The sequence below is a fragment of the Brevibacterium sp. CBA3109 genome (genome assembly GCF_040256645.1).
Taxonomy (GTDB): Bacteria; Actinomycetota; Actinomycetes; order Actinomycetales; family Brevibacteriaceae; genus Brevibacterium; species Brevibacterium koreense.
This window is the reverse complement of record NZ_CP158281.1, coordinates 1,963,294-1,985,813: the sequence shown is the minus strand read 5'-3', so window position 1 is coordinate 1,985,813 and position 22,520 is coordinate 1,963,294. Positions and strand designations below refer to the sequence as shown.

The 22,520-nt window shown below is 61.5% G+C and carries 21 protein-coding genes and 4 tRNA genes; 24 read left to right on the top strand and 1 reads right to left on the bottom strand.

The features are described from left to right. The first annotated feature begins 130 nt into the window (after nt 1-130). The 8 genes from hrcA (at nt 131) to zapE (ending at nt 8,049) form a co-directional block, all read left to right on the top strand. Complete coding sequence (gene hrcA / locus AAFP32_RS09245) at nt 131-1,201, top strand: heat-inducible transcriptional repressor HrcA (protein ID WP_350268884.1); 1,071 nt, start codon at nt 131-133, stop codon at nt 1,199-1,201. A 103-nt stretch (nt 1,202-1,304) separates the two neighbouring features. Further along, the gene (gene dnaJ, locus AAFP32_RS09240) at nt 1,305-2,420 is read left to right on the top strand and encodes a molecular chaperone DnaJ (RefSeq protein ID WP_350268883.1); all 1,116 of its coding nucleotides are present in this window, start codon (nt 1,305-1,307) and stop codon (nt 2,418-2,420) included. Beyond that, nucleotides 2,417-3,217: a 16S rRNA (uracil(1498)-N(3))-methyltransferase gene (locus tag AAFP32_RS09235; protein WP_350268882.1), complete on the top strand. Its 801-nt coding sequence runs from the start codon at nt 2,417-2,419 to the stop codon at nt 3,215-3,217. The genes dnaJ and AAFP32_RS09235 overlap by 4 nt, the downstream gene beginning before the upstream one ends. Nucleotides 3,218-3,245: 28 nt before the next feature. After that, nucleotides 3,246-4,298: a PhoH family protein gene (locus AAFP32_RS09230; protein ID WP_350268881.1), complete on the top strand. Its 1,053-nt coding sequence runs from the start codon at nt 3,246-3,248 to the stop codon at nt 4,296-4,298. Further along, nucleotides 4,295-4,783 (top strand): rRNA maturation RNase YbeY, encoded by a 489-nt coding sequence (ybeY, locus tag AAFP32_RS09225; protein ID WP_350268880.1) that lies wholly within the window; start codon nt 4,295-4,297, stop codon nt 4,781-4,783. Before AAFP32_RS09230 ends, ybeY begins: the two co-directional genes overlap by 4 nt. 3 nt (nt 4,784-4,786) lie before the next feature. Further along, nucleotides 4,787-6,040, top strand: a complete 1,254-nt coding sequence (locus AAFP32_RS09220; protein WP_350268879.1) for a hemolysin family protein — start codon at nt 4,787-4,789, stop codon at nt 6,038-6,040. 1 nt (nt 6,041) lies between these two features. Further along, nucleotides 6,042-6,977, top strand: coding sequence for a GTPase Era (era, locus tag AAFP32_RS09215; protein ID WP_350268878.1), 936 nt, complete (start codon nt 6,042-6,044; stop codon nt 6,975-6,977). Nucleotides 6,978-7,038: 61 nt separating this feature from the next. Then, the gene (gene zapE, locus AAFP32_RS09210; RefSeq protein WP_350268877.1) at nt 7,039-8,049 is read left to right on the top strand and encodes a cell division protein ZapE; all 1,011 of its coding nucleotides are present in this window, start codon (nt 7,039-7,041) and stop codon (nt 8,047-8,049) included. A gap of 27 nt (nt 8,050-8,076) precedes the next feature. Here zapE and AAFP32_RS09205 read toward each other — a convergent pair whose 3' ends face one another. Beyond that, nucleotides 8,077-8,553: a PGPGW domain-containing protein gene (locus tag AAFP32_RS09205; protein ID WP_350268876.1), complete on the bottom strand. Its 477-nt coding sequence runs from the start codon at nt 8,551-8,553 to the stop codon at nt 8,077-8,079. 136 nt (nt 8,554-8,689) lie between these two features. On the opposite strand from AAFP32_RS09205, the gene AAFP32_RS09200 reads away from it, so the two are divergent. The 16 genes from AAFP32_RS09200 (at nt 8,690) to AAFP32_RS09125 (ending at nt 22,487) form a co-directional block, all read left to right on the top strand. Next, a tRNA-Gly gene (locus AAFP32_RS09200) sits at nt 8,690-8,762 on the top strand. 26 nt (nt 8,763-8,788) lie between these two features. Continuing rightward, nucleotides 8,789-8,859 (top strand) — tRNA-Cys (locus AAFP32_RS09195). 34 nt (nt 8,860-8,893) lie between these two features. Beyond that, a tRNA-Val gene (locus AAFP32_RS09190) sits at nt 8,894-8,965 on the top strand. Between the two features lie 36 nt (nt 8,966-9,001). Beyond that, a tRNA-Val gene (locus AAFP32_RS09185) sits at nt 9,002-9,073 on the top strand. A gap of 171 nt (nt 9,074-9,244) precedes the next feature. Continuing rightward, nucleotides 9,245-10,576: a DUF4190 domain-containing protein gene (locus AAFP32_RS09180; RefSeq protein ID WP_350268875.1), complete on the top strand. Its 1,332-nt coding sequence runs from the start codon at nt 9,245-9,247 to the stop codon at nt 10,574-10,576. Nucleotides 10,577-10,781: 205 nt separating this feature from the next. Continuing rightward, nucleotides 10,782-12,788 carry a threonine--tRNA ligase gene (thrS, locus tag AAFP32_RS09175; protein ID WP_350268874.1) on the top strand — a complete coding sequence of 669 codons (2,007 nt, stop codon included), beginning with the start codon at nt 10,782-10,784 and terminating at the stop codon, nt 12,786-12,788. After that, a complete protein-coding gene (locus AAFP32_RS09170) occupies nt 12,785-13,384 on the top strand; it encodes an HIT family protein (RefSeq protein ID WP_420883368.1) in 600 nt (199 codons plus the stop codon). Before thrS ends, AAFP32_RS09170 begins: the two co-directional genes overlap by 4 nt. After that, nucleotides 13,381-15,396 (top strand): alpha/beta hydrolase family protein, encoded by a 2,016-nt coding sequence (locus tag AAFP32_RS09165; RefSeq protein WP_350268873.1) that lies wholly within the window; start codon nt 13,381-13,383, stop codon nt 15,394-15,396. Before AAFP32_RS09170 ends, AAFP32_RS09165 begins: the two co-directional genes overlap by 4 nt. A 224-nt stretch (nt 15,397-15,620) precedes the next feature. Next, complete coding sequence (locus AAFP32_RS09160) at nt 15,621-16,100, top strand: NUDIX hydrolase (RefSeq protein WP_350268872.1); 480 nt, start codon at nt 15,621-15,623, stop codon at nt 16,098-16,100. Nucleotides 16,101-16,205: 105 nt separating this feature from the next. After that, nucleotides 16,206-16,958, top strand: a complete 753-nt coding sequence (locus tag AAFP32_RS09155) for a YebC/PmpR family DNA-binding transcriptional regulator (RefSeq protein ID WP_101618554.1) — start codon at nt 16,206-16,208, stop codon at nt 16,956-16,958. Continuing rightward, the gene (gene ruvC, locus AAFP32_RS09150) at nt 16,958-17,554 is read left to right on the top strand and encodes a crossover junction endodeoxyribonuclease RuvC (RefSeq protein ID WP_350268871.1); all 597 of its coding nucleotides are present in this window, start codon (nt 16,958-16,960) and stop codon (nt 17,552-17,554) included. Before AAFP32_RS09155 ends, ruvC begins: the two co-directional genes overlap by 1 nt. A 374-nt stretch (nt 17,555-17,928) precedes the next feature. Beyond that, the gene (locus AAFP32_RS09145) at nt 17,929-19,206 is read left to right on the top strand and encodes a DUF222 domain-containing protein (protein ID WP_350268870.1); all 1,278 of its coding nucleotides are present in this window, start codon (nt 17,929-17,931) and stop codon (nt 19,204-19,206) included. 157 nt (nt 19,207-19,363) lie between these two features. After that, entirely contained in the window at nt 19,364-19,990 is a 627-nt protein-coding gene (locus tag AAFP32_RS09140; RefSeq protein WP_350268869.1) for an HNH endonuclease signature motif containing protein, read from the top strand. A gap of 107 nt (nt 19,991-20,097) precedes the next feature. Beyond that, the gene (ruvA, locus tag AAFP32_RS09135) at nt 20,098-20,718 is read left to right on the top strand and encodes a Holliday junction branch migration protein RuvA (protein WP_350268868.1); all 621 of its coding nucleotides are present in this window, start codon (nt 20,098-20,100) and stop codon (nt 20,716-20,718) included. 35 nt (nt 20,719-20,753) lie between these two features. Beyond that, nucleotides 20,754-21,797, top strand: a complete 1,044-nt coding sequence (gene ruvB, locus AAFP32_RS09130; protein WP_350271482.1) for a Holliday junction branch migration DNA helicase RuvB — start codon at nt 20,754-20,756, stop codon at nt 21,795-21,797. Between the two features lie 81 nt (nt 21,798-21,878). Further along, nucleotides 21,879-22,487, top strand: coding sequence for a preprotein translocase subunit YajC (locus AAFP32_RS09125; protein ID WP_350268867.1), 609 nt, complete (start codon nt 21,879-21,881; stop codon nt 22,485-22,487). The last annotated feature ends 33 nt before the right edge of the window (nt 22,488-22,520 follow it).

Below are 22,520 nucleotides of genomic sequence, written 5' to 3'. Positions count from 1 at the left end.
AAGGACTCGGTCCGATGGGCGGTGACCCGCTGGGGCAGGGCCGAAAGTGAATTCGGAATCCAAGAAGCGTAGAATTGGCACTCACAGCAGATGAGTGCCAAATGAGGTGCCGAAGGCAGGGAGGAGACGAATGAACGACAGCAGGCGAGCACAGGTTCTGCGTGCGATCGTCGAAGACTTCGTCGCCACCAATGAACCGGTCGGGTCGAAGGCCATCGTTTCGCGCCACACCCTCGGCGTCTCTCCGGCCACGATTCGCAATGACATGGCCCACCTTGAGCAGGAGGGCTACATTGCGCAGCCCCATACCTCGGCCGGTCGTATTCCGACTGACCTCGGCTACCGGATGTTCGTTGATCGCATCGATGACTTCAAACCGCTCACACACGCTGAGCGGCGTGCGATCTTCCAGCTCATCGATGGCAACGGTGACCTCGATGACATGCTCGACCGCACGGTGCGTGTACTCTCTGGCCTGACCCACCAGGTGGCGCTGATCCAGTACCCGACCGTCTCGCGTGCCACGATCAAGCACATCGAGGTCGTGGGGCTGGGCCCCAACCGCATCCTCGTCGTCCTCATCACCGATGCAGGGCAGGTCGAACAGAAGATTGTAGTCACGCCGGGGATCGTCGATGACGAGGCGCTGCGCGGAATCCGCGATGAGACCAATGCCGAATTCTCCGGCCAGAAACTGTCGTCGGTGTTGAGTACAACCATGCCCAGTGCTCCGGCTCAGGGCGTGGACGGCACTCAGACAGAACCCGTCGTGGGGGCCAGCCCGGGCGGGACGGACGTCGCTGCAGCGCTGGCGCAGGTCCGCTCCGCCGTCACAGATCTCGTCGTGGCCACGCGTGAAGAGCGCATCATCATGGCCGGCACAGCAAACCTGGCTCGCTCCGGCAGGGAGTTCGGTGAGAAGATGGCATCGATCCTCGAAGCATTCGAAGAGCAGGTCGTACTGCTCAAGCTGCTGACGTCGATGGCTGAGGATCACGAGGAGATCAGCGTTCGGATCGGTCGTGAGAATACTCACGAGTCGTTCAGCTCGACATCCCTCGTAGCCGCCGAATATGGTCATGACGCGGGGTCCTCCGCGCGATTGGCTGTGCTCGGGCCGACCCGGATGGACTATCCGACGACGATCACAGCTGTGCGAGCCGTGGCGAAATACGTCTCCGCTGTCCTCGACCAGGGCTAGATGCACCGACACGAGCGCACAACGCACAGCGCAGACAAGCACCACAGTGCGAATAGGCACGACAACGCGAACAACGCACACCACCAGGGAGAGAGAAGTTTCTGTGGCCGATCACTATGAAGCACTCGGAGTGTCCAAGGACGCTTCAGCGGCTGAAATCAAATCGTCGTACCGAAAGCTGGCCCGGAAGTATCACCCCGATGTGAACCCCGGACACGAGGACGAATTCAAGGCCATTTCCCTTGCTTACGACGTCCTCTCCGATTCAGAAAAGCGCCGGAACTACGACATGGGCGGCGGCGAGAACGGACAGGGCGTCCCTGCCGGCGGCGGCTTCGGCGGCTTCGGTGACATCTTCGAGACCTTCTTCGGTGGGGGAGCCGGCTCGGCCGGTGGCCCGATGCCGCGCACACAGCGCGGCAAGGACGCACTCGTCGGGGTCAACATCGACCTCGAGACCGCAGCGTTCGGTGGCAACATCGACCTCGATGTCACCACTGCCGTCGTCTGTGACACCTGTTCCGGTGCCGGAACTCAGCAGGGTACATCGGTTGAGACATGTTCCCTGTGCCATGGTGCCGGCAGCGTCCAGCGCATGACCCGGACACTGCTGGGTCAGATGGTGACGAACCAGACGTGCAACTCCTGCCATGGCTTCGGCACCGTCATTCCCAGCCCCTGCCTCAACTGCCAGGGTGACGGTCGCGTCCGCAAACAGCGGACGATGAAGATCCGCATCCCCGCCGGAGTCTCTGACGGAACGCGCATCCAGCTCTCTTCGCAGGGCGAAGTGGGCCCCGGCGGCGGTCCTGCCGGCGACCTCTTCGTCGAGGTCATGGTTGGCCGCCACGAAGTCTTCCAACGCGACGGTGACAACCTGCGCGCCTCCGTCTCCGTGCCGATGACCGCAGCTGCCCTGGGTGCTTCGATACCCTTCGACACCTTCGATGGCTCGCAGGAACTTTCGATCGAAGCCGGCATCCAGTCGGGCACCGTCGTCAAGCTTCCCGGACTCGGTGCCACCCGCCTGCGTTCGGAGACCCGCGGCGACCTCCTCATCACGGTCGACGTGATGACCCCGGACAAACTAGACGATGAGCAGAAGGACCTGCTGTCCCAGTTGGCGACGCTGCGTGAGGAGGAGACCCCACGCGCTCAGATCACCACCCAGAACCGAGGCATGTTCTCCCGCATGCGTGAGAGATTCGCCGGTCGGTGAGTCTTCCCGTCTTCTTCTCGACCCAGGTCGCCGAGGCGGCCGCTGGTCACGTGCTCACTTTCGGTGAGGACGTGGCCGGGCATGCGGTCCGAGTCCGCAGGCTCGGACCCGGGGACGATCTCGAAGTTGTCGACGGTTGCGGCACCCGCGTGCGCGGAACGGTCTCGAGCGCCTCGGCGAACGAACTGGGACTTCACATCGCATCGGTGTCACACACCGACCAGTTCCAACCGCGGTTGGTCCTGGTGCAGGCACTGGCCAAAAGCGATCGCGATCTCCAGGCGATCGAAGCCGCCACAGAGATCGGAGTCGACGAGGTTGTCCCCTGGGCCGCTGAGCGCTCGATCGCCGATTGGCCCGCGAAGAAGCGCGAGAAGCTCGCAGCCAAGTGGGACAACGTCCTGCGCGCGGCATCCCTGCAGGCCAGGCGCTCCCGCTTCCCCCTGCGTCACGACCTGGTCCGCGGCACCGGCCTCACATCGGCTCTGGCTGAGACCGACACCGTCTACGTCCTCCATGAAGCCGCCGAGCTGAAACTGTCGCAAGCCCTGAGCACCGATAGTCCTGCGAACTCGTCGACCGCCGAAGAATCCTCGGCGGGTGAAGAATCCTCGACGCCTGCCTCTGGCCGCATCGTCTTGGTCGTTGGTCCCGAAGGCGGTGTCAGCGACGCAGAGCTGGACGCACTTGCGGCCGTCGGCGCGAAAGCTGTGCTCCTGGGACCCACGGTCCTGCGTTCGTCCTCCGCTGGAGCGGCCGGACTTGTCATGGCTCAGAATTCATTGGGCCGTTGGTGATGAAGCGGACTACGATGGAAGCACACAATTGCAGTACCCCCGCAAGCCCGAACAGTCACTAAGGATCATTCTGGACACCTCCACTCAGCCCACGAACTCTGTGAACTCCACACCTGCCGAAGCAGCATCAGCGGACACAGTGCGTCTCGTGATTCCTGACTCCATCGATCTGGTCGAGTTCTTCGGGCCTGGGGAGTCGAATCTGCGCAAGCTCGAGCGAGTCTTCCCTGACCTCGATCTGCATGTGCGCGCCAACCAGGTGCAGGCCAACGGGGAACCGACTCGAGTCGCAGCATTCGTCTCCGTCATCGGGGAGCTCAAAAAGCTGCATGCCTCCGGCCATCGCATCAACGAGGAGACGATCGATCGGGTGGCGTCATTCTCTTCGGAGGGGAAGGCCGCCTCGGCGGTGATGGGCACGAACATCCTGTCCACCCGCGGAAAGTCAATCCGCCCCAAGACGATGGGCCAGCACGATTACGTCAAGGCGATCCGCAACCACACGATCACCTTCGGCATCGGTCCTGCGGGTACGGGTAAAACCTACCTGGCGATGGCCATGGCCATCAACGCTCTGCAGCATAAAGAAGTCTCACGCATCATTCTCACCCGTCCCGCAGTCGAGGCGGGGGAGAGCCTGGGCTACCTGCCCGGAACTCTGGGCGAGAAGATCGACCCATATGTGAGGCCCCTCTACGATGCCCTGCACGACATGGTCGATCCCGAGTCGATCCCGCTGCTCATCGAAACGGGAACCATCGAGGTCGCACCGCTGGCGTATATGCGCGGCCGCACCCTCAACGACGCGTTCATCATTCTCGATGAAGCGCAGAATACGACCGGTGAGCAGATGAAGATGTTCCTCACCCGTCTGGGTTTCGGTGCGCGGATGGTCGTCACCGGTGATGTTTCCCAGATCGACCTGCCGGGCAAGACCCGCAGCGGTCTCAACGTCGTGCAGGACATCCTGACCGGAATCGAAGACCTGGAGTTCTGCCACCTGGGCAGTAAGGATGTCGTCCGCCACTCACTGGTGACGAAGATCGTCGACGCCTACGACCTGTGGGGAAGCAGCGAATGAATACCGAGATCTCAAACGAGACAGACGAGACGATCGACCTCGACGAGGTCGTGGCTCTGACCGAATACCTGGGTCAGGCTCTGCACATGCACACCGGCGCGGAGCTCGCAGTGACGATGGTCGATGCGAAGGCGATGGAGGAGCTCCACCTCACGTGGATGGATCTCGACGGTCCGACAGATGTGATGTCATTCCCGATGGATCAGCTCACACAGGGCCAGGTCGGAGTACCTACCGAGGGCCAGATGGGCGACATCATCATCTGCCCCGAGGTGGCCGCCGCCCAAGCCTCGTCCTCGGGACATTCAACCATGGATGAGGTGCTCCTGCTGACTGTCCACGGGTTCTTGCACCTGCTCGGCTACGATCACGGCGAGCCTGAAGAGAAGGAAGAGATGTTCGCCCTGCAGCGGCATCTGCTGCTGACCTTCTTCGCCGCCCGCTACGACGGTCGCACCGACATCCCTTCGCCCACCGAGGTCTGAGCCGTGCTCTGGCTGTTCCTCGGCGCCGCACTGTGTCTCGTGGTCTCGGCGACACTTGCCGCGGTCGATGCTGCTCTGCTCAGCGTGTCCCATCAGGCGATCCAGGATGCGAAGGACGAAGGCAAGAAGTCTGCATTCAGGGCTGAGAAGATTCTGATCGATCTGCCCACCAACATCAACGTCATCATCTTCGTCCGAAACTTCATGGAGGCACTGGCCACGGTCTTCATCGCTCTGGCCTATGACTCGATCTACTCCGTCGGGCCGCTTATGGTCGTGCTCACCGTGCTCACCGCCTCAATCGCGGTCTTCGTCGTCGCCGGTGTGTCCCCACGGACCATCGGCCGACGTCGTTCTCTGGCCGTGTGCCTCAATCTCAGCTGGGTCGTGGGCGTGGCGCTCGTCGTGCTCAAACCGCTGACGAAGATCCTCGTCCTCCTCGGCAACCTGCTGACGCCGGACCGCGTGTACAAGGACGGGCCCTTCGTCACCTCCGATCAGCTGCGCGACCTCGTAGAGAGAGCCAGCGAGTCCGATGTCATCGAAGACGGCGAACGCGAAATGATCCAATCCGTCTTCAACCTCTCTGACACTTCGGCCAATGAAGTCATGGTCCCGCGCACCGACCTCGTGACAGTCAACTCCGGTACACCACTGTCGAAGGTGATGAACCTCTTCCTCCGCTCGGGATTCTCTCGGATCCCCGTCAGTGGAGAGGACCTCGACGACATTCGCGGGGTTGCCTATCTCAAGGACGTCGCCAGACGACTCCATCTCCACCCGGAGGACGCGGAGCGACCGGTCGACATCCTGGCACGGGGAGTTCTCTTCGTCCCCGATACCAAACCCGTCGATGACCTGCTGGAGCAGATGCAGGTCGATGCGACGCATCTGGCGATTCTCGTCGACGAATACGGCGGCACCGCCGGACTCGTTACGATCGAGGACATCGTGGAAGAGATCGTCGGCGAGATCGAAGACGAGTACGACACCAGTGATGACGAAATCGTCGCGGTCGACGACGGCTCATTCGTCATCAGCACCCGCATGTCGATCTCCGACTTCGCCGACTACTTCGATGTGAAGATCGACGAGGACGACGTCAACAGCGTCGGCGGCCTTCTCACGAAACTCATCGGCCGCGTTCCCATTGATGGCTCGAACGCAGCGATCGAAGGGCTCAACATCGAAGCGATGGAGGGCCAGGGCCGTCGCCACCGCATCACCCACGTCAGGGTCACGAAGGAAGAGAACTGAAATGGAATTTCGCACGGACTACCCCGAGAACTACCGAGCGGGCTTCGCCTGCTTCGTGGGCCGACCGAACACCGGAAAATCAACGCTGACGAACGCTCTGGTGGGGGAGAAGGTGGCGATCACCTCGGCGAAGCCGCAGACCACCCGGCACACGATCCGTGGCATCATCCACCAGGAAGATCATCAGCTGATCCTCGTCGACACCCCGGGACTCCACAAGCCTCGGACCCTGCTGGGCAGTCGCCTCAACGATCTTGTGGCCTCGACGCTGAGCGAGGTCGATGTCATCGGCTTCTGCCTGCCCGCTGACGAACCCATCGGGCCCGGCGACCGGTACATCGCCTCCCAGCTCGAACTCCTCGACGGGCGCACCCCGATCGTGGCCCTGGTGACGAAGACCGACAAAGTCTCACAGGAGAAGGTCGCCGAGGCTCTGCTGGCCGTGGGTGCACTCGCCGACTTCGCCGACGTGGTCCCGGTCTCCGCCGTCGACGGGTTTCAGATCGACACAGTCGATTCCGTGCTGACCGGCCACCTGCCGGTCTCACCCCCTCTCTACCCTGAAGGCGAGCTGACGGATGAGCCAGAAGAGATGATGATCGCCGAGCTCGTGCGCGAGGCCGCGCTCGAAGGTGTCCGCGACGAGCTTCCGCACTCCCTGGCCGCCCAGGTCGAAGAGATGTACCCCCGTGAGGGACGCAGCGATAACAACCCGCTGTGGAACGTCCACGTCAATCTCTACGTGGAGCGGTCCAGCCAGAAGGCGATCATCATCGGCAAGGGCGGCAGCCGACTCAAAGCGATCGGAAGCGAATCGCGGCGCGGCATCGAAGCGCTGCTCGGGACCAAGGTGTACCTGGACCTGCATGTGAAGATCGCCAAGGACTGGCAGCGCGACCCGAAACAGCTGGGACGCCTGGGCTTCGATTTCAGCTGAGAGGACTCTCACGTCAGCGGCAGTTGATTGACGACGCGTGACCTGCAATAGACTAGGCCGAGTGAATGCCGAGCAGACTCTGGTCGCACTGAGCGACCGTTCCCCCCAAGTTGCACCCGAGGAACTCATTGCGGGCCTCGTCCCGCCGCCGCAGTTCCACGACGTGTCCTTTGCCAGCTACCGCACCGATGACTCGGAGCCCTCGCAGGCCCAGGCACGCAACAAGCTTGAGGAGTTCGTGGCGTCGTCCACGTCGAAGGGCTTCCTGGACAAACTGTTCTCGAAGGGAAAGGACGGCCCCAAGGGCGTCTACCTCGACGGTGGATATGGTGTGGGCAAGACCCACCTCCTGGCCGCGGCATGGCACGCCAATGACAAGCCTGCGACCTTCGGCACCTTCGTCGAATATACGAACCTCGTCGGCGCGCTCGGATTCATCCGTGCCCGTGACGATCTCTCACAGATGAAACTCGTCTGCGTCGACGAGTTCGAACTCGACGATCCCGGTGACACGGTGCTGATGTCGCGACTCATGCGCGAACTCACCGACGCCGGCGTGAAGATCATTGCCACCTCCAACACTCTGCCCGGGTCGTTGGGGGAGGGCCGCTTTGCCGCACAGGACTTCCTCCGTGAGATCCAGGCGCTTGCAGACCAATTCGACATCTACCGCATCGAGGGCAAGGACTACCGTCATCGTGGGCTGAGCGAGCCGGCTGAACCCGTTCCTGCCGAGAACCTCGATGCCGTGACCGCCGAACTGGCCGGTACAGTCGCCCGCGATGACTTCCCGACACTTCTGAGTCATCTCTCGACCGTCCATCCCTCTCGGTACGGTCGCATGGTCGACGGTCTGGACGCGGCAGTGTGGGAAGACGTGAAGACGATCGACAACGAGGGCGTGGCGCTGCGCTTCGTCGCCCTCGTCGACAGGCTCTACGATCGCAACGTCACGATCATCAACTCGGGTCAGGCGCTGAACCAGGTCTTCACCGAAGAGTCACTGGCCGGAGGCTACCGGAAGAAGTACATGCGCAGCCTCTCACGCCTGACGGCACTTTCCTCGCAGTAACAGGCTCTCCGAGCAGCCGCCTCGGCACTACTGCAGCTCGAGGTACTTGAGGACCTCGAGCTCGGGAACCCAGTCGGGGAGCCCGATGATTCTGAAAGCAGTCCAGACGACGAGGGCTACGAACGCTGCCGTGACTGCACCGACCGTCCAGCGCACCCACAGCGGCCGTGCCATGATCCAGTGCGTCCACCTCTCGACGTGGACTCGGACGAAGCGCAGAATCCTCTGCGCCCAGTGGAACTCGCTGGAGATGACGAACAGTCCGATGATGACGATGAGCCATCCCGGGCCGGGCAACGGCACGAGCAGCAACCCGATCAGTACGATGAGTGAGCCCACCGCACCGACGACGATCCGATAGAGCCGCGCCGCGTGCGGGTTGGCCATGACAGTTCCGCGCCAGCGCAGGAAGCTCAGACGCGTTTTGCGCCAGGGGCGCACACCTTGCTTGTGATGGCGCGACAGCCACCCTTTAGGGCGCTTGTCCTGGGGCTCGTCGTTCACACTTCCAATATAAGTCGAAGAGCCTGAAAGCTCGATTCGCGTGTGTGACCACGATCACTCGAATCTGATTTTGCATGGACCCCCACCTGCGTATAGAGTTGTATCTCGTTGCCAGGGAAACCGGGCAGCGAGAAATGCGGATGTGGCTCAGCTGGTAGAGCATCACCTTGCCAAGGTGAGGGTCGCGGGTTCGAATCCCGTCATCCGCTCGAAGGCGTCATGGCACTGCCTTGATGGTGGCGTGGCCGAGAGGCGAGGCAGCGGCCTGCAAAGCCGTATACACGGGTTCGAATCCCGTCGCCACCTCGGATTCGTCCAACAGTTCGCTGTTGGTGAGTCGGCGCGATTGGCGCAGCGGTAGCGCGCTTCCTTCACACGGAAGAGGTCACTGGTTCGATCCCAGTATCGCGCACAGGGACCTTGTGTTCCGGTGCCACAACTGAATAAGGCGCGATTGGCGCAGCGGTAGCGCGCTTCCCTGACACGGAAGAGGTCACTGGTTCGATCCCAGTATCGCGCACAGAAGAAGCCCCGAGTGACTCACTCGGGGCTTCGTGCATTCATCGCCAGTTTCTGCTCTTCCCGATGTGTCGGGCGTGTGTCAGGACTGCCACGTGGGCGCCATGGGGAAAGCGACACAATAGCTAGTACCCTAGTGAGGGTAATCATCGACGAAGACTTCGGAGCACTCATGTCTACTCCTCAGAACCCGTACGAACCGAATGACGGTTCTGGAAATCAGAACCCCAACGGCCCGGGCCCCGACAACCAGCCGCCGAGCGCTCCTGGCTCTTCGGGTGATCAGAACAGCGCGCCGCAGTACGGTTCGCAGAACAACGCGCAGCAGCCGCCGCAGTACGGCTCGCAGAACGATCCGAACCAGCAGCCGCAGTACGGCTCGCAGAACGATCCGAACCAGCAGCCCTACGGCTCGCAGCCTCAGTACCGCTCGCAGCCTCAGTATGGCCAGCCGAACGAGACAGGTGCTCCAGGCTATGACCAGAACCAGGGCTACGGCCAGGGTTATGATCCCAACGCCCAGGGCTACGACCAGGCGGCGTACGGCCAGAACCAGGGCGCCTACGGTCAGGGTTACGACCCCAACGTGCAGGGCTACGACGCGAACCAGTACGGCCAGCAGCCCGCATACGCCGGTGCTGACGGTTCTTCGGACCAGTTCATCCCCGCCAACCCCAATGCGAGCTATGGGTCGTATTCGGCTGGTTCGGGCAGCAACAAATCGAAGAACATCTGGGGAATCCTCGCTCTGATCGGCGGCATCGTCGGCATCGTTCTGTCCATCTTCTTCGGGATCGGATTCCTCTTCGGCGTCGCCGGTGTGATCTTCGCCTTCGTCGGTCTCTCCGCAATCAAGAAGGGGCTTGCCAACAACAAGGGCATGACGGTCACCGGCATGATCCTCAGCTTCATAGCGATCCTGTTCTCGATCATCTCGCTCGTCGTCACCTTCATCTTCGGTGGCTTGTTCCTCACAGCGATCGGCGAAGCCGCGGATGAGGCGTCCTCATCGGCGTCACCAGTCCAGAATCAGTCCGAGCCTGCACAGGACCCCAGCCAGGGCGCAGATCCCTCTGACGGCGGCGAAGAAGCCGCTCCTCGTCCTGTCGAAGAAGGGGGAGTCGAGATCGGCACCGATCTGACCGCGGCAGTCGCCGTGAAACCGGGTACCGCGTCCGACACTGCGGCTGGTGCGGAGGACTCCAACGGTCAGATCGCTGTTGTGACGGTGACTGTGGAGAACAATTCCAGCTCGGACGTCGATCTGAGCACCGCTCAGATGTCTGCAACCGATGGCGCAGGCAAGGAATACGACGACGTATTCCAAGGCACTGAGTACAAAGCCAGTCTCGTCTTCGACACAATGGTTCCAGCCGACAGCAAGAAGACTTTCCAGCTCGCCTACGGTGTTCCTTCGGCCGAGCTCGACAAAGTCCACCTCAAACTCTCCCTGGGACAAGACCTGGGTAAGGGCGAGGACTTCGAATTCACGAAGGACGCGTGACGCGGATCGAGATGGTGCTCCGATCTCGACTGGCATAGGCGCGGAACGACTGCCATAGGCGCAGAACGCGCAGACATCGAAAATTGCATATGATTCATCAGTTGGGTGGCGGTCTTACGACTGCCACCCAACTGATTTCGCACCGCCGATTTGGTATTAGACTCTAGTGGCGAGACACCCCAACACAGACGAACGGAGAAGATCAGTGGCAGACAGCATTGACTGCGCGGGAGAGACCATTCCTTGGAAACAGGGACTGACCGGCACGGAGATCTTCTCCACGGACCGCACGGTCGTTGCAATGTGGCTCGACGGGGAGCCTGTCGACCTCAGCCGCGAACTCGCTGCCGGCGACCAGATCGCTCCGATCACCATCGATTCTTCAGCAGGACTCGACATCCTGCGCCACTCGGCCGCTCACGTCACTGCCCAGGCTGTCCAGGATCTGTTCCCCGACGCGAAGCTCGGCATCGGTCCCTACATCACAGACGGCTACTACTTCGACTTCGATGTCGCGCAGCCCTTCACTCCTGAGGATCTCAAAGCGATCCAGAAGAAGGCCGCCCAGATCGTCAAATCTGGCCAGACCTTCAACCGTGTCGTCGTCACCGAGGACGAGGCGAAGACGCGGATGGCGAACGAGCCCTACAAACTCGAACTGATCACCGACAAGGGCGCAGGCTCCGACGACTCAGCCTCAGTCGAGGTCGGCTCCGGCGAGCTCACCGTCTACGAGAACCTCGACCGCAAGGGCGAGATCGTGTGGCAGGACCTCTGCCGTGGGCCGCACCTGCCCACCACCAAACTCATCGGCAACGGATTCGCCGTCACCCGCTCCTCGGCGGCTTATTGGCGCGGAGACCAGGCCAACGCGAGCCTGCAGCGCGTCTACGGCACGGCCTGGGCCTCGAAAGAGGATCTCAAGGCTCACCAGGACCGCCTCGCCGAGGCTGAACGCCGTGACCACCGCAAACTCGGTGCCGAACTCGACCTCTTCTCGTTCCCCGAGGAACTCGGCTCCGGCCTGCCCGTCTTCCATCCCAAGGGCGGAGTCATCAAGCGCGAGATGGAGGACTACGTCCGCGCCCGCCACATCGAAGAAGGCTTCGAGTACGTCGGGACCCCGCACATCTCGAAGGAGACCCTCTACTACACCTCTGGGCACCTGCCGTACTACGGCGAGAACATGTTCTCGCCGATCTCAGTTGACGAGTTCCGCGACGAATCCGGTGTGATCGTCAAGGAGGGCACCCCATACCGCCTCAAGGCGATGAACTGTCCGATGCACAACCTCATCTTCCGCTCCCGTGGTCGCTCGTATCGTGAACTTCCCCTGCGTCTCTTCGAATTCGGCACCGTCTACCGCGATGAGGCCTCTGGCGTTGTCCACGGCCTCACCCGTGTGCGCGCACTGACTCAGGACGATTCGCACTCCTATGTGGCTCAGGAGGACGCCGCGCAGGAGATCCGTCACCTGCTCGAATTCGTCCTCAGCCTGCTGCGGGACTTCGGGCTCGACGACTTCTACCTCGAACTCTCGACTCGCGACGAGGACGGGAAGAAGAAGGACAAGTTCATCGGCTCGGATGAGCAGTGGTCAGAAGCCACGCAGGTTCTCGAAGAGGTCGCGCTGGAGACCGGACTCGAGCTGGTGCCCGATCCCGGCGGAGCCGCGTTCTATGGGCCTAAGGTCTCCGTCCAGGCACGCGATGCGATCGGCCGGACCTGGCAGATGTCGACAGTGCAGCTCGACTTCAACCAGCCGGAGCGCTTCGGTCTGGAATATCAGGCCGCAGATGGAACCCGCAAGCAGCCGGTGATGATCCACTCGGCGAAGTTCGGGTCCATCGAACGGTTCATGGGTGTGCTCATCGAGCACTATGCGGGCGCATTCCCCGTCTGGCTGGCACCGGTCCAGGTCACCTGCATCCCCGTGGCCGAAGAATTCAACGACTACCTCGCCGAGGTGGCCGCACAGCTCAAGGCCGCCGGCGTGCGCGTCGAGATTGACGACAGCGACGATCGGTTTCCGAAGAAGATTCGCAACGCCTCGAAGTCGAAGGTGCCCTTCGTGCTCATCGCCGGTGGGGAGGACCGCGACGCGAATGCCGTGTCGTTCCGATTCCGCAACGGTGAGCAGGACAACGGCGTGTCCGTCGCCGAGGCGGTCACCCGGATCGTCGAATCCATCGAAACCAAGGCCCAGGTATGACAGAGGACTCACACAATCACCTCGGGGAGGGCAGCCCCGATCACGGTGAAGGCATGCCCGAACCCGAGGCGGCGGCGGGCTTTCCGGGTGAGGCTGATGGCTTCCAGCGACTGTGGACCCCCCATCGGATGGTCTACATCGGAGGACAGGACAAACCCAAGGACTCCGGAGTCTCCGAGTGCCCGTTCTGCACCGCGCCGACGAAGTCCGACGAGCAGGGTCTGATCGTGGCTCGCGGTGACGAAGTCTACGCGGTGCTCAACCTGTACCCATACAACCCGGGCCACCTGCTCATCTGCCCCTATCGTCATGTCGCGGACTACACGGACCTGAGCGAGTCGGAGACCGTGGAACTCGCCCGCTTCTCGCAGAAGGCGATGACTGTGATCCGCGCCGTGTCGTCCCCGGACGGCTTCAATCTGGGAATGAACCAAGGACCCGTGGCAGGTGCCGGAATCGCCGCGCACCTCCATCAGCACATCGTGCCCAGATGGGGCGGGGATTCGAACTTCCTGCCCGTCGTGGCACAGACCAAAGCTCTGCCGCAGGTGCACGCCGACGTGCAGACGGCGCTGTCAAAGGAATGGAACAGATGAATCCCGAAGATCTTGACTCTCTCGCCGAGTACTCATCCCCACTGCTGCGCGGGAGCGAATCCGTCATCACAATCACCCGCCCCGACCTGGAGTCGAACAGCTACCTCTCGCAGCTGTTCGCGCTGTCGGGGGAGTCCTCGAGACGGCTGACCCACAATTGGCGGGACTTCGCCCCCGAAGTCTGCAGCAATTGGTCCGGATATCTGAGTGCGGCCAAGAAGGAAGCCGGGCAGCTGTTCGTCGGCTCTAGCCTTGAAACGGCTCATCGGATCACTGACAACCATCTCGGCGTCTCCGAATTCGCACTCGATGATCAAGGCGCACGCGCGCTCTATGTCGCCCGGGTGGCTGAGCCTGGACGCTACGGCCAGGACGACGATATTCCCGCCGGTGAGGAGGCGCCACGGCGAATCACCTCGGCGTCTTACCTGAGCAATGGGCTCGGCTACACGAACGACCGTCCAGCACGGGCCTTCCTCGTTGACCTCGTCGAACCAGGGCTGGGAAAGTCCGGCATCGCCGGCGGTGCCGAAGTCCCGTTGTCTACGCTCCTGCAGACCCCGGAGACCGATGTCCACGACCCACAGTTCTCACTCAGTGGCACCAGAGTCAGCGTGGTTTCCTCATCGGCACCCGATGATGGCGAGCCTGACCTGCGCTCAACCGTGTGGCTGCTGAGCGGAGACAGTCCTGAAGCGCTGACGCTGCCGCGAATGAGCGTGAACCTGCACCGATGGATCGACGATGAGACTGTGCTGCTCGTCGGCAACGAGCTGACCCGAGACGAACTCGACTTCGTCGGGCAGATGCCCGGGCTCTTCGTCCACGATCTGACTACGGGCTCGACACGGCGCCTGACCGACCCGGAGACCGTCTCTGTCGCGTCGATCCGGCCCCAGATCGTCGGCCACGGCCACGGCACCGACGAAGACGCTTCTGTCATCGCTGTCGTGGATACGGACGGAGCCTCACGGATCATGTCGATCGATCTGGCGGCCGAGAATCGAACGCTGGGCGAACTGGACTTCCTCACGGATGACACAGCAGTGGTCAACGGCTTCGACGTTGACGGAGACAGCCTCGTCTGGACAGGGGAGACGCCCACGAACCCTGCTGTTCTCAACCGTGTGCGACTCGCAGACGTCGCGAGGACAGCCACGGACGACGGTGGCGCAGTCAGGGCACATCCTGCGCCCGCGAATTCCGTCCATCCCCAACTCCTTCGTGTTGACGGTGAAGGTGGTTCGATCACCGGGTGGCTGGCGAAGCCAAGCCGCCAAGGACCGTTTCCCGTCATTCTCAACATCCACGGTGGACCGTTCGCGCAGTACACCCATGGGTGGTTCGATGAAACCCAGGTGCTCACTTCGGCCGGCTATGCCGTGGTGTATGCGAACCCGCGCGGCTCCGGTGGACGCACCCGTGCGTGGGGGACAGCGGTGCAGGGGAACATGGCAGCCCCGGCGATGGCCGACGTCCTCGCCGTCCTCGACCACGCGCTGGCCAGCGATGCAGAACTCGACTCCAGCCGCCTCGGTGTCCAGGGCGGATCATACGGCGGCTATCTCACGGCGATGATCACCGCCGCCGACCATCGTTTCGAGGCAGCCATCGTCGAACGCGGTTACCTTGACCCCGACAGCTTCGTGGGCACCTCCGACATCGGACGGTTCTTCACTGAGGAGTACACCTCCCGTGACCAGCAGGCCATTGCCCGGCAGTCGCCGTTGGCGCACGCCTCGCAGGTGCGCACGCCCAGCCTGGTGATGCATTCAGAACTGGACTTCCGCTGTCCGCTCGAACAGGCACAGCAGTACTATGCCGCACTGCAGCGAGCCGGTGTGGACACCGAGCTGCTCATCTTCCCCGGGGAGAACCACGAACTGTCGCGCTCGGGTCAGCCCCGGCACCGTCGGCAGCGCTTCGAAGCGATGCTCGACTGGTGGGACCAGCATCTGGGCGGAGACGTCGATGGCAATGTCGACGACCAGACCACCTCGGCGATCCGCTGAACCGATGACCAGACCCACCGCCGCCGAGGCGATCACCCGGCCCCTGCCGCACCCGCCCAGAACACGTCCCAAGTCGGTGATTTCTCACATTGAACGCCACCAGCTTGGCCGACTGGGCACTTCCCGATATCGTTCTGTCGGTGACGATTGCGGTCTTGCTGGCTGCTTGCCGCTTCACTACTCTGACCAGACTGCGTCCGTCCACCGTCAACTCCTGGAGAACCATGAAACCTCGTAAAGCCTCACGGGTCGTATTACTCAATGAGCGCGACGAGGTTCTCCTGATTCGAGCTCAGGATCTGCTCACGCCTACCCATCAGTGGTGGATGACCTGCGGCGGCGGCTCCGAACTGGGAGAATCCGCCGCTCAGACCGCGGCCCGCGAACTCGCCGAGGAGACTGGGCTCGAATGCGAACCAGGCGAGCTCATCGGACCGTTGGCGACCCGCGACGAAGTCTTCAAATTCACGGAGAAGACACTGCATCAGCAAGAGACCTACTTCGCATTCCGCACAACCGAGGACATCGAACTCGAGGACGCTGTCTGGACAGACATCGAGAAACGTAGTCTGCTCGAATTCCGGTGGTGGTCCCGCGAAGAGCTGATGACCACGACGGAGACGATCTACCCGAAGAATCTTCTCAACCTCATGGATCTCGTCACGGCAGGCGCTGTGCCCGACGTTCCCCTCGTCATCGACTGAGGAATCGTGCCGCATGAGCGGGGAGCTGCGTGGTGAGGCGCACCGCACATAACGGCGTGCTGAGCGTATAGACTCTAGGGGCTGTATCTATAGGAAGGAACACCAGTGTCAGGTCATTCCAAATGGGCAACGACTAAACACAAAAAAGCTGCCATCGATTCTAAGCGGGCCAAGCTCTTTGCCAAGCTGATCAAGAACATCGAGGTTGCCGCTCGAAACGGTGGGCCTGATCTCGAAGGCAACCCGACGCTTTTCGACGCAGTTCAGAAGGCGAAGAAGAACTCGGTTCCTGCCGACAACATCACCCGTGCTGTCAAGCGCGGCGGCGGTCTCGACGGCTCTGCCGTGAACTATGAGAACATTCTGTACGAAGGCTATGCCGCTGGCGGCGTCGCCCTCCTCATCGAATGCCTGACCGACAACCGCAACCGTGCGGCCTCGGAAGTCCGCGTGGCAGTGACGCGCAACGGCGGCACCATGGCAGACCCCGGATCGGTCACATACAACTTCGACCGCAAGGGTGTCATCATCGTTCCGGCCGAGGGAACCGACGAGGACTCGATCGTCCTGGCCACCCTCGACGCGGGTGCTGAAGAGGTCAAGGCAGAAGGCGAGACCTTCGAGATCATCTGCGAGGCCACCGACCTCGTTGCCGTGCGCACAGCACTCGTCGATGCAGGCATTGACTACGACTCGGCCGAGGCATCCTTCGTGCCCGGGATCGAAGTCAGCTTGGACGCGGACACTGCGAGCAAGGTCTTCAACCTCATCGATGCGCTCGAAGACAGCGATGAGGTTCAGAATGTCTACTCCAATGCGGATGTCAGCGACGAGGTTCTTGCCGAACTTGATGCCTGATGAGAATCCTCGGTGTTGACCCTGGCCTGACTCGGTGCGGGCTGGGTGTCATCGACACACTGCCCGCCCGCAAGGTCGCAATGGTTTCAGTCGATGTGCTCCGCACGCCGTCCACAGATTCCGTGGACCTGCGTCTGGGCGCCCTCGCCGAGGCGTTCGACAGCTGGTTGGACGCTTACCGTCCCGATGTCGTAGCCATCGAGCGAGTGTTCGCCCGCAACGATGTCTCCACGATCATGGGCACCGCACAGGTCTCGGGCCTGACCATGGGACTTGCCGCGAGACGCGGACTGCCGGTGGCGATGCACACGCCTTCCGAGGTCAAAGCCGCCATCACCGGATCGGGACGAGCTGATAAGAAGCAGGTCACGAACATGGTGACTCGGATACTCGAGCTCGACGCCGCGCCGAAGCCCGCCGATGCCGCGGATGCTCTCGCGATTGCCATCTGCCACTCGTGGCGCGGGGCCCTCAGTGCGCAATCGACACCCGGAGCGAACAAGGACCTGAATGAGCGCAAGAGCGCTGGTCGCCAAGGCGCAGGTCTGACGAAGGCACAGGAGCAGTGGGCCAAGGCCCTTCGCAATTCCAAGTAGTGTCGTCGCGGTTGGGTGCCCCGCAGTCTCTCCGCTTCGCCGTCACTCCGGCACCCCACTCCGACACTTCACCGTCATTCCATTTCGCAGTGCGAAACAGGTGTGACGGTTCTTTTGTGCCTCAGGCCTTGTGTGCGAACGCGGCTGTCGGCGAGGTAGCCACTGAGCTGTCCTGATGGTTTTTCGTCATTCTGTGTTCGCAGTTCTAATCCTTTCTGGCAGACCATGGATGCTGCTGAAGAAGAATAGAACAACATAGAATACGATGAATATAGAATGTATCAAATCGAGTATCCCTCTATGCAGAGTGCGTTGGAGTGTATATCATAGAACTATAAACGCAACAACGTTGTTGACGAACGGATGCTCAGACGATGACTCTCACCCCCGACCGGACACCAGGAAAGAGCGGTAAGCGCTCACCTGGCACCGCCGCGGGCGAGTCTGCAAAAAACCCGCAGGTACCTGGCGCACCTGCGGGGGAGACCGCCGCTGGCCAAGGTGAATCGTTGTCGGTGTCGGAGCCGACAACGTTTCGTGAGCAGCTTGAGGCCGCCGGAATGGACCTGACGGGCAATCCTTTGGCCGGGAGACTCGATTCGATCGCAGCGGTTCCAGCGACGCCCGTCGACGACCACGACAATGACGATTCTGACGGGCACGGCACCGAGGGCGCCCAAGCCGATGAGCGAGTTCCTCCCGCCGATTCTGGAACGCATATTGATGGCGGTGGCACCGACCGGTACGCGACTGCCGACGAATGTGACTCGACTGCCGACGTGTTGCATCCACTTCTGTCGGATGCCGAATGGCGCGACCTCGACCGACTTGCCCCTGAGCTGACTCGCAGCATCGGTGATCTCAGTGTCCTCAAAGACGCACTGCTGAGACTCGAACGCCCCCTCGGGCCCGATCACGCGATGACGGTCGTCAACGGGATCGAAACCGCCACTCGCGTTCTCGAAGCGATGTCGGCCGTCGCTTTGTCGGTCTATGAACGGTGCGGGACACCCACCGACTACGGAGCGAAGACGACGAAGGCGCTGGTCCAAGCCCGGTTGAACCTGACCGGGTATGAGGCCAACCGACGTGCCGAGCTTGCGAAGAACCTTGGCAGCCGCGTATACATGACGGGCCAAGCCAGAGAACCCGTCAACCCGGTCGTTGCCAAAGCCCTGCACTCGGGAGTGCTCTCAGCTGGTCAGGCGACCACGATCAACGACTGTCTCTCCAAACTGCCGATCTGGATATCCTCCACCGTTCGCGACAAAGTCGAAGCGGACCTAGTGGAGAAAGCACCGCGTGTTCGAGTTTCAGACTTGAAAACGATCTTCGGTACGATTCTGGACCGGATTGACCCGGATGGAGAGGAACCGAAGCTTCCGCCCGATCGCTCGCGTTGTCGCGTCAACGTGCGAGCCCGGGATGACGGCTACTGGGATCTCAGTGGCATCTTAGACGCAGTCTCAGGAGGAATCCTCAACGGACTGCTGACCTCCCGCACTCTGCCGGGTGGCAATTCGGAAAACGTACAGTGCACGCCGGGTTCGACGGGTGGTCGGCAGACTCACGATGGCGCGCACAACAGGTGTTACGCGTACAACACGTGGCACGCGTACTGCTGCGAAGGACGAGGGGCCTGCCGAGCCTGAATTCGACATATTTCGCGCCGTTCTGGCAGGGGGAGTCTCGGACGCACCGTTGCCACATGATCTCCCCGAGGGCCACCCGGACTGGATTGTCGACACAGGTGGTTCCGATTCGGCCGTTTCTGGGTTTTCGAGCTTCGGCGTAAGCGAAGACGGAGCGATGGTCGACACGAGCAAGAGCCAAGGAACAGTCCGCACTCGAATCTACGAACGATTCGCAACAATGATCTCCCGGGTCGAGATGGACCGGATAGGGCGCGGTTCGCCATTCGCCTTGGTCGTCACCGCTAAAGCCGAAGACATTGCGACCGGAAAAGGGCGCTCGATCACAGGTTGCGAAGCCGAATTTCCGATATCAACGGCGGCCGGCGAAGGATTGAACGGATCAGTCTTCTTCCACCTCATGTCGGACCAAGCCAGAACGATGGAAGTCGCCACCGAAGGGCGATATGCCACGAACAGACAAGTGGCAATACTCGCAGCCAGAGATCAAGGCTGCACATTCCCCGGATGCGATGCACCGCCGGGATGGTGCGATGCTCACCACATTGTGCCCTGGGCTGATGATGGCAAGACCGATATCAACAACCTCACATTGGCGTGCGGACTGCATCACCACCTGATCGACAGATCAGACTGGTACGCCCGAATGCTCCATGACGGCCGACCCGCATGGATCCCGCCACCGAGCATTGATGTCGAACGGCGCCCGATCCTTCACTCCAGATTCGTCGCGCAGGAAATCATCGACGGACTGTCCGACGGGAAGGAGTCTCCACTGCAGTGATGTGCAGGTGATGTGGCCCGGGCTGTCCACTGCAGGGCGGAGCCTTGGTATCGTCGGTATGTCGAGTCAGGTCCTCGGGGGCTAGCTGATAGCCTGGATTCGTACATGTGTTCCCACTCGAAAGGCAGGCCGTGATCAGTTTCCTCAGCGGTACGGTCCATCGCATCGCAGCTGACCACCTCGTCATTCTCACCTACGGTGTCGGACGCAGAGTCAACGTCACGCCGGATACCCTTTCAGGCACTAGGCATGGTGCAGACATCGAATTGGTGACCACGCTGGTTGTGCGTGAAGACTCCATGACTCTCTTCGGGTTCGGGACCGAAGACGAAAACCATACGTTCGAAGTGCTGCTGTCGATCTCTGGAATCGGTCCGCGCCTGGCCATGGCGATTCTGTCGGTGATGGGGCCGGGCGAACTGGCAGCCGCAATCTCGAATCAGGACGCCAACGCGCTGACTCGCGTACCGGGTATCGGCAAAAAGGGTGCCTCCCGGATCATCCTCGAACTCGAGAACAAGCTGCCCAAGCTCGCGCCATCGGAGCAAGGGCCGCAGTTGTCCTTCGGCGGTGTGAATCAGCAGGTCGTCGATGCACTGGTCGGTCTTGGCTGGAAGGAAGCTCAAGCCGCTGACGTCGTGCAGGAAGTGGTCAACGATCTCGGCCAGAATGCCGGCACATCTGTGCTCCTGAAGGCCGCTCTCAAGGTTCTGGGTGCTAGGAAGTGACTAGCTCCTTTGACGGTGGAGGCACATCCTATGAAATGGAATTCGGCGACCAGGACCTGACAGGCGCCGAGCAAGAGCGTTTGGTCTCGGGTCGCGCAGAGACTGCCGAGCGTGATGCGGAAGCTGCGCTTCGTCCCAAGGGACTGCAGGATTTCATCGGCCAACCTCAGGTCCGCGAACAGCTTTCCCTCGTGCTCGATGCTGCGAAAGCGCGGAACAGGGCCCCTGACCATGTGCTGCTCTCGGGGCCTCCCGGACTGGGGAAGACGACGTTGGCGATGATCATTGCGCATGAGATGCAGTCGAGTCTGCGCGTCACTTCGGGGCCGGCAGTTCAGCATGCAGGAGACCTCGCAGCGATCCTCTCATCCCTGGAAGAAGGCGAAGTCCTCTTCATCGACGAGATCCATCGGATGGCTCGTGCCGCAGAAGAGATGCTCTATGTCGCGATGGAAGACTTCCGTGTCGACGTCATCGTCGGCAAGGGTCCGGGTGCCACAGCGATTCCGCTCGATCTGCCCCAATTCACCATGGTCGGAGCCACGACTCGCTCCGGTCTGCTTCCCGCACCTCTGCGTGACCGGTTCGGTTTCACCGGGCTCTTGGACTTCTACTCAAGCAACGATCTCTTGACTGTGCTGAAGCGGTCAGCGCACATGCTCGGAATCGAGGCAGATCTTGCGGGTCTGAAGGAAATCTCAACCCGGTCTCGCGGTACTCCTCGCGTTGCCAACCGGCTCCTGCGAAGAGTCAGAGACTGGGCGCAGGTGCGCGGAACCGGCATCATCGATGAAGCCGCGGCTCTCACCGCACTCAAGGTCTACGAAGTCGACGAACTCGGCCTGGATCGTCTTGATCGTTCAGTGTTGCAAGTCTTGTGTAAGCGTTTCGCCGGGGGACCGGTTGGCCTTGGAACCATCGCCGTCTCCGTCGGAGAAGAGGCCGATACCGTCGAAACCGTATCGGAACCCTACCTTGTGAGGGAAGGGCTGATCAGCCGCACTCCGCGCGGTCGCGTTGCGACGTCCGCAGCCTGGAAGCACCTGGGAATGCAGATCCCAGCAAACTATGAGTTCTGATCCCGGCAATTGAGTTCGCCTTGAGTACTGAGTACGAACTAAGGTAGTGGACTGGTTCGTTCTTATGAAAGGTAGATACCTGTGGATTTGTTGATCCCTCTCGCGCTTGCTGCGCTGCTTATTTTTTTCCTATTCAATTCTCGGCGTAAGCAGAAGGCGCGTGCAGAGCAGATCAAGACGGGACTCGTCCCCGGGGCTACCGTGATGACGACGTTCGGTGTCTTCGGCACGGTCCTGTCCATCGACGATGAAAACAACCAGGTCACTCTCGAATCGAGCCCTGGTACTGTCCTCCGCGTTCACCGTCAGGCAATCGGTCAGATCAACAACCCCGAAACCGAGACTGCCGCTGCCGACGGTGCTGTCGCAGGTGCGCCCGACGTTGCTGACGACGCTGAGAGCGGCGACGCCCCGGCGATCACCGATGCGGAGCTCGACGCTATGAATGAGCGTAAACGGGCCGAGGGCACCACCGGCGATGCAGAAGTTCCTGCGGACGATGTCGTCGATTCTGATGCCGAACTGACCACGGATAATGATCAGCTCAAGGCCGACGATGCAGATTCGATCAATCGCGATGATGTTCCTGGTTCTGAGCGTGCCGACGATGTCGTAGATGGCACCGGTGACCTTGATGCTGACGCATCCGGCACCGATTCTTCCGATCCTGAGAACCACAAGAAGAACTGACTTCGCTCACTGCACTCAATCGAAAGCTGAAAC